Source organism: Empedobacter sp. UBA7248 (assembly GCF_002472945.1).
Taxonomy (GTDB): domain Bacteria; phylum Bacteroidota; class Bacteroidia; order Flavobacteriales; family Weeksellaceae; genus Empedobacter; species Empedobacter falsenii_C.
This window is the reverse complement of the sequence record NZ_DKSU01000016.1, coordinates 191,780-197,958: the sequence shown is the minus strand read 5'-3', so window position 1 is coordinate 197,958 and position 6,179 is coordinate 191,780. Positions and strand designations below refer to the sequence as shown.

6 protein-coding genes and 2 tRNA genes are annotated in these 6,179 nt (G+C 33.6%); all 8 read right to left on the bottom strand.

What is annotated here, in order from left to right:
* Positions 1-31: 31 nt before the first annotated feature.
* A tRNA-Ser gene (locus B4A23_RS15435) sits at positions 32-115 on the bottom strand.
* A 19-nt stretch (positions 116-134) separates the two neighbouring features.
* Positions 135-208 (bottom strand) — tRNA-Arg (locus B4A23_RS15430).
* 119 nt (positions 209-327) lie between these two features.
* A complete protein-coding gene (trpB, locus tag B4A23_RS15425) occupies positions 328-1,512 on the bottom strand; it encodes a tryptophan synthase subunit beta (protein WP_291121242.1) in 1,185 nt (394 codons plus the stop codon).
* 12 nt (positions 1,513-1,524) lie between these two features.
* A complete protein-coding gene (locus B4A23_RS15420; RefSeq protein WP_291121240.1) occupies positions 1,525-2,196 on the bottom strand; it encodes a phosphoribosylanthranilate isomerase in 672 nt (223 codons plus the stop codon).
* Entirely contained in the window at positions 2,193-2,978 is a 786-nt protein-coding gene (gene trpC / locus B4A23_RS15415) for an indole-3-glycerol phosphate synthase TrpC (protein WP_291121238.1), read from the bottom strand. Before trpC ends, B4A23_RS15420 begins: the two co-directional genes overlap by 4 nt.
* Positions 2,975-3,961: an anthranilate phosphoribosyltransferase gene (trpD, locus tag B4A23_RS15410; protein ID WP_291121236.1), complete on the bottom strand. Its 987-nt coding sequence runs from the start codon at positions 3,959-3,961 to the stop codon at positions 2,975-2,977. The genes trpC and trpD overlap by 4 nt, the downstream gene beginning before the upstream one ends.
* A 4-nt stretch (positions 3,962-3,965) precedes the next feature.
* Positions 3,966-4,529, bottom strand: coding sequence for an anthranilate synthase component II (locus B4A23_RS15405; RefSeq protein WP_291121234.1), 564 nt, complete (start codon positions 4,527-4,529; stop codon positions 3,966-3,968).
* Between the two features lie 3 nt (positions 4,530-4,532).
* Entirely contained in the window at positions 4,533-5,927 is a 1,395-nt protein-coding gene (locus tag B4A23_RS15400; protein ID WP_291121232.1) for an anthranilate synthase component I family protein, read from the bottom strand.
* Between the last annotated feature and the right edge of the window lie 252 nt (positions 5,928-6,179).

The following is a 6,179-nucleotide window of genomic DNA, read 5'->3' as shown; positions in this document are numbered from 1 at the left end:
TACACCCCGATTCGGTCATTCAAAAAAAATGCGGAGAGACAGGGACTCGAACCCTGGCATCGGTTTCCCGATGACAGATTAGCAATCTGCTCCATTACCGCTCTGGCACCTCTCCTGGTTTTTAATAAAACGTGTGATCCAGTCAGGATTCGAACCTGAGACCTACTGCTTAGAAGGCAGTTGCTCTATCCAGCTGAGCTACTGGACCGATCCAAAAATTCATTGAATTTTGTCGGGGTGGCAGGANNCGGGCTACGCTACACCCCGATAGATTTCATTATCGTGGGTGCAAATGTAAGGTGATTTTTGAAAATTAACCAAATATTTTTAAGAATATTTTTCGGAAACTTTCATATATGTTTCTAAATCTTTATCTCCTCTTCCTGAAAGGTTCAGAATCACAATGTCTTGCGGTTTAAAATTAATTTTTTCTAAAGCAGCTAAAGCGTGAGAAGATTCTAATGCAGGAATGATTCCTTCCTCTTTTGTCAACATAAAAGCAGCTTCCAAGGCTTCATCATCTGTTGCATTTAAGAATTCAGCACGTCCAGTTTTGAACAAATGCGCATGTAAAGGACCAACGCCAGGATAATCTAATCCAGCCGAAATTGAATAAGGTTCAACAATTTGTCCATCTTTATCTTGCATCAATAATGTTCGGCTTCCATGAATAATTCCTTCCGTTCCTTTGATCGTTGTAGCAGCAGTTTCTCCAGATTCTATGCCCAAACCTGCCGCTTCAACCGCGATTAATTTGACAGAATCATCATCTAAGAAATGATAAAAAGCTCCTGCAGCATTACTTCCGCCACCAACACAAGCAATCACGTAATCAGGATTTTCTTTCCCATATTTCTCTTTCATTTGCGCTTTAATTTCTTCCGAAATAATCGCTTGGAATTTTGTTACCATTGCTGGATAAGGGTGAGGCCCAACTACAGAACCAATGATGTAAAAAGTTTCAGGATTATTAATCCAATAACGAATTGCTTCATTTGTTGCATCTTTCAAAGTTTTACTACCTGATGTTGCTGGAATAACTTCTGCGCCTAACATTTTCATTCGCGCAACATTTGGTGCTTGACGAACAATATCAATTTCTCCCATAAAAACGATACATTCTAATCCCATCAACGCACAAACTGTAGCAGTTGCAACTCCATGTTGTCCAGCTCCTGTTTCGGCAATAATTTTGGTTTTACCCATTCGTTTTGCTAAAAGTGCCTGACCAATCGCATTATTGATTTTATGCGCTCCTGTATGATTCAAATCTTCTCGTTTTAAAAGAATATTGGCGTTATATTTTTTGGAAAGATTTGGTGCAAAATATAATGGACTTGGTCGACCAACGTAATCTTTTAACAACAAATTAAATTCATCTTTGAACTCTTTTGTATCTGCATATAGGGCTAAAGCTTCAGATAATTCTTCACAATTATGATGTAATAATTCTGGAATAAATGCTCCTCCAAATTCACCATAAAAACCTCTTTCGTCAACTTCGTATTTCATTTTGTTTCTTTTTTAATTTTGTTCAATTCGTCCATCAATTGTATTGATAAACTGTTTTACTTCGTCAATTTTTTTAATTCCTGGTACTGACTCAAAACCACTATTGATATCAAATCCAATACATCTCGGATGTTGAAAATTTTTCAAGATAAATGCATCTTCCAATGTTATTCCGCCACTTAATAAAAAGGGTGTTGATAACTGATAGTTTGTTAACAATTGCCACTCAAATTTCTTTCCTGTTCCGCCATAATCACTTGATTTTGTATCGAAAACAAAACTATCAACAACTTGTTGATAAGTGGTTAATTGTTGAAAATCTTCAATCGATTTTATACCAACGGCTTTCCAAATTTTAAAGTCCAAAAAGTTTTCATCAGTTAGTAATCGTTGATGTTTTTGGTTGATTAATTCTTTACAAAAATCTGCTGTTTCATCTCCATGTAATTGGACAACATCTAATTTATATAGTTCAACTTTTTCAAGAATTTTTTCGATGGATTCATTCACGAAAACGCCAACTTTTTCAGCATTTGGAAAAACTTCAAAAATAGATTCATCTTCTACAAATCGTTTTGATTTTGGATAGAAAATAAAGCCAACATAATCAGGTTCGACTGCTGCAATTTCTTTGAAATTTTCGACGTTATTATTTCCGCAAACTTTTACTTGAAAACGTTTCATTTCGATTCTTTTACAAATTGTTCAAAAGCTTTAGTTGGATTTTCAGCTTTCATAAAATTTTCACCAATCAAAAATGCTTGAAACCCAGCTTGTCTTAGTTCTTTCACTGTTTTAGGATCAGAAATTCCGCTTTCTGCAACTTTGATTAAATCGGTTGGTAATTGTTTCAAAATTTGTTTTGATTTTTCAATGTCAACTTCAAAATTTTTCAAATTACGGTTGTTAATTCCAATCAAATCGATGAATTCATTTACTTTTTCCAATTGATCTTCCGAATGTAATTCTAACAAAACTTCCAAACCAATTTCTTTTGCTGTTTTCGCTAAATGATACACTTCATCTTTTGTCAAACATTCTGCAATCAATAACATTAAATCCGCACCAATCGCTTTCGTTTCGTACACTTGAAATTCATCTACAATAAAATCTTTGCGCAAAACTGGAATATTCAAAACTTCTTTTGCTTGTAGTAAATCATCAAAACTTCCGCCAAAAAAATGTTCATCTGTCAAAACAGAAACTACAGAAGCACCAAATTTTTCGTAACCCGAAACGACTTTTTTTACGTTTGCATCTTTATTGATAAAACCTTTCGATGGTGATTTACGTTTAAATTCTGCAATAATTCCAGATTTTGATTCATCTAAAATTGAAGCTTTCGCAGATATTACAGGAAGTAAAAAATTTTCTGAATTCCTAAAGCTTTCGATTGATTGAGTTTTTTGTTTTTCTAAAATTTCAATACGTTTTTGTGCAACAATTTCGTCTAATATCGTTTTCATGGTTTCATTAATTTTTGGAATACATTTAATGCTTTTTTACTATCTAAACTTTCGTTTGCAATCGCTACACATTCTATTAAATCTTTGGTTGGATAAATTGTTTTAAGCGCTAAAGCAGCATTTGCTAACACAACTTCTTTTTGTGCTTGAGTTGAATTTCCTTCTAAAACACTCAAAAATATTTTAGAATTTTCTTCGATTGATTTTCCGCCTTTTATCTCATCTGGTTGAAGAATACTTAAACCAAAATCTTTACTTTCTAAAACAAATTCACCTGAATTATTGTACACTTTTGTAGGCGAAGTCAACGAAATTTCGTCATAACCAGTCAGTGCGGTTGAAATCGAATAGTGTACACCCGAATTTTGCATCACATAATGATATAATCGCGCAGTTTTGACATCGTATGTTCCCAAATTTTGGAATTCTGGTTGAACTGGATTCACCAAAGGTCCCATTAAATTGAAAAATGTTTTTACTGCCAAACCTTTTCTAATCGGAGCAACTTTCGCCAAAGCAGGATGGAAAAGAGGCGCATGTAAAAATGTAATTCCGACCTCTTCAAATTCACGCTTTAATTTATCTTGATTAACAGAAAATTCGTAACCAAAATTATCCAACATATTCGAAGAACCACTCACAGATGACGCTCCATAATTTCCTTGTTTGATAATTTTCTCGCCAGCTCCAGCCAAAACAAAACAGCTCAATGTCGAAATATTAAAGGTGTCTTTTCCATCGCCACCCGTACCGACAACATCAATCGCTTGTTTTGGTAAATCTACTTTGATACATAAATCTAACAAAGCTCGGCGATAACCTTTTAATTCCTCCAACGTAATATTTCGCATATTAAAAATGGTTACAAAAGAAGCTAATTCGACTGCCGAATATTTTTCTTCCGAAATTTCTACCATAATTTGATACGCTTCATCTTCGCTCAAGGTATAATTTTCGAATAATAAATTTAATAATTTTTTCATCGTTTTATGCTTCTAACCAATTCTTAATCATCTCATCTCCAAGTGGCGTCAAAATAGATTCTGGATGAAATTGAACACCGCGAACATCATAGGTTTTATGACGCAAAGCCATGATTTCTCCTTTTGGACCAACTGCTGTAATTTCTAATTCTTCAGGAAAATCTTCGTTAGAAACTACCCAAGAATGGTAACGTCCAACTTCTAATTTTTTTGGTAAATTATGGAATAACACTTCGTCTTTTATCACTTCAATTGTTGATTCTACTCCATGAAAAACTTCTTGCGTATTTAATAATTTTCCTCCAAAAACCTCTCCAATTGCTTGTTGACCTAAACAAACGCCAAAAATTGATTTTGTTGCAGCATATTTTTCGATGATTGGTTTCAATAAATTGGCTTCATCAGGGATTCCTGGACCTGGAGAAAGTAATATTTTATCATAATTATTTACTTCTTCCAAAGCGATTCCATCATTGCGAACAACGGTAATATCATTGGCGAATTTCTTTAATGAATGCACTAAATTATAAGTGAACGAATCGTAATTATCGATAACTAAAATTTTCATAGTTTATAGGTTTTGAGCGATTTCTATTGAGCGACGAAGCGCTCCTAATTTATGATTGACTTCTTGTAATTCATTTTCTTCGACCGATTTGGAAACAACTCCAGCGCCAGCCTGAAAATATAAGGTATTTTGTTTGCTGACGAACGTACGAATCGCAATCGCCATATTGATATCTCCGTTAAAACCTAAATATCCAATTCCACCACCATAAACGCCACGATTTTGATTTTCGTAACCGTCTAACAATTCCATTGCTTTGAATTTTGGTGCACCAGAAAGTGTTCCAGCAGGAAAAGAATCGGCAAAAACTTTCATTGTATTAACGCTAGGATCCAATTGCGCAGTCACTTTCGAAACCATGTGAATCACATGCGAGAAATACTGAATTTCTTTGTATTGCGCGACTTTTACATCAGCAGAATTTCGACTCAAATCATTTCGAGCCAAATCGACTAACATCACATGTTCTTCGTTTTCTTTTGGATCAGCAATTAATTTTTCCGTTAATTCTTTATCCAAAGTTGGACTTCCTGTTCTACGAACTGTTCCTGCAATTGGATGAATTTCTGCATGATTATTATTAATAATAATTTGCGCTTCTGGCGAAGAACCGAAGATTTTATAATTCCCATAATCAAAATAAAACAAATAAGGCGAAGGATTTACCGAACGTAAAATGCGGTAAACATTGAATTCATCACCCGAAAATTTTTGTTTGAATTGACGAGAAGGAACAATCTGAAAAACATCTCCACGGAAACAAGATTGTTTACATTTTGTCACCATTTCTTTGAATTCATCATCTGTTAAATTCGATTGAATTTCAGATTCGACATTAAATGGATATTCAACAATTGATTTGTTATGAACAACACTTTTAATTTCAGAAAATTTAGAAATTGTTTCTTCATTTTGATATTCGATAAATTGAATTTCGTTATGAAAATGATTGAACACCACAATATTTTGATAGAATGAATACGAAAATTCTGGAATCGTTGCTTCATTTCCTTTTGCCGAAAATTTTACTGTTTCGAAATGCGGAATTGCATCCCAAGCAATATATCCAAATAAACCATTTACAAGTAAATCTTCTCCATTTTCAATAGCAAATTTAGAAGTAAATTCTTTGAATTTTTCTGTCAATTCTTGACCATTCAATGCATATTCTTTTGTTTCTCCATTTGCATACGTTTCATTTACCATTCCGTTTGTAACCTTAAAAGTTGCGATCGGATTAAGGCAAATAAAAGAGTTAGCATCTGTCTTCGAATGATAGTCAGAACTCTCTAATAATAAGGCGTTCGGATAAATATCTCGAAGTTTCAAATAAAGCTGAACAGGAGTCGTTAAATCCGCTAAAACAGTTTCTTTCTGTATGTTAAAAGTTAAATTCATTTGTTAAATATTTAGGTTTCGAGCACAAAAAAAGGCTTGTCGGTTACGACAAGCCTTTTCTACATATAACTGCATAGAGGTCTTACGAACCAACGTTTTGTTGTCCGATATTCCACCACCAGTTATTTGTAAATAATGTTTTCATTGTGACAAATTTAGAAAGGATTTTGAAATCAACAAATTATTTTTTGATAAATTTTTTAGTTGAGTGAACAATTGATATTTTTGAGTGAATAATAAAAACACAAACAA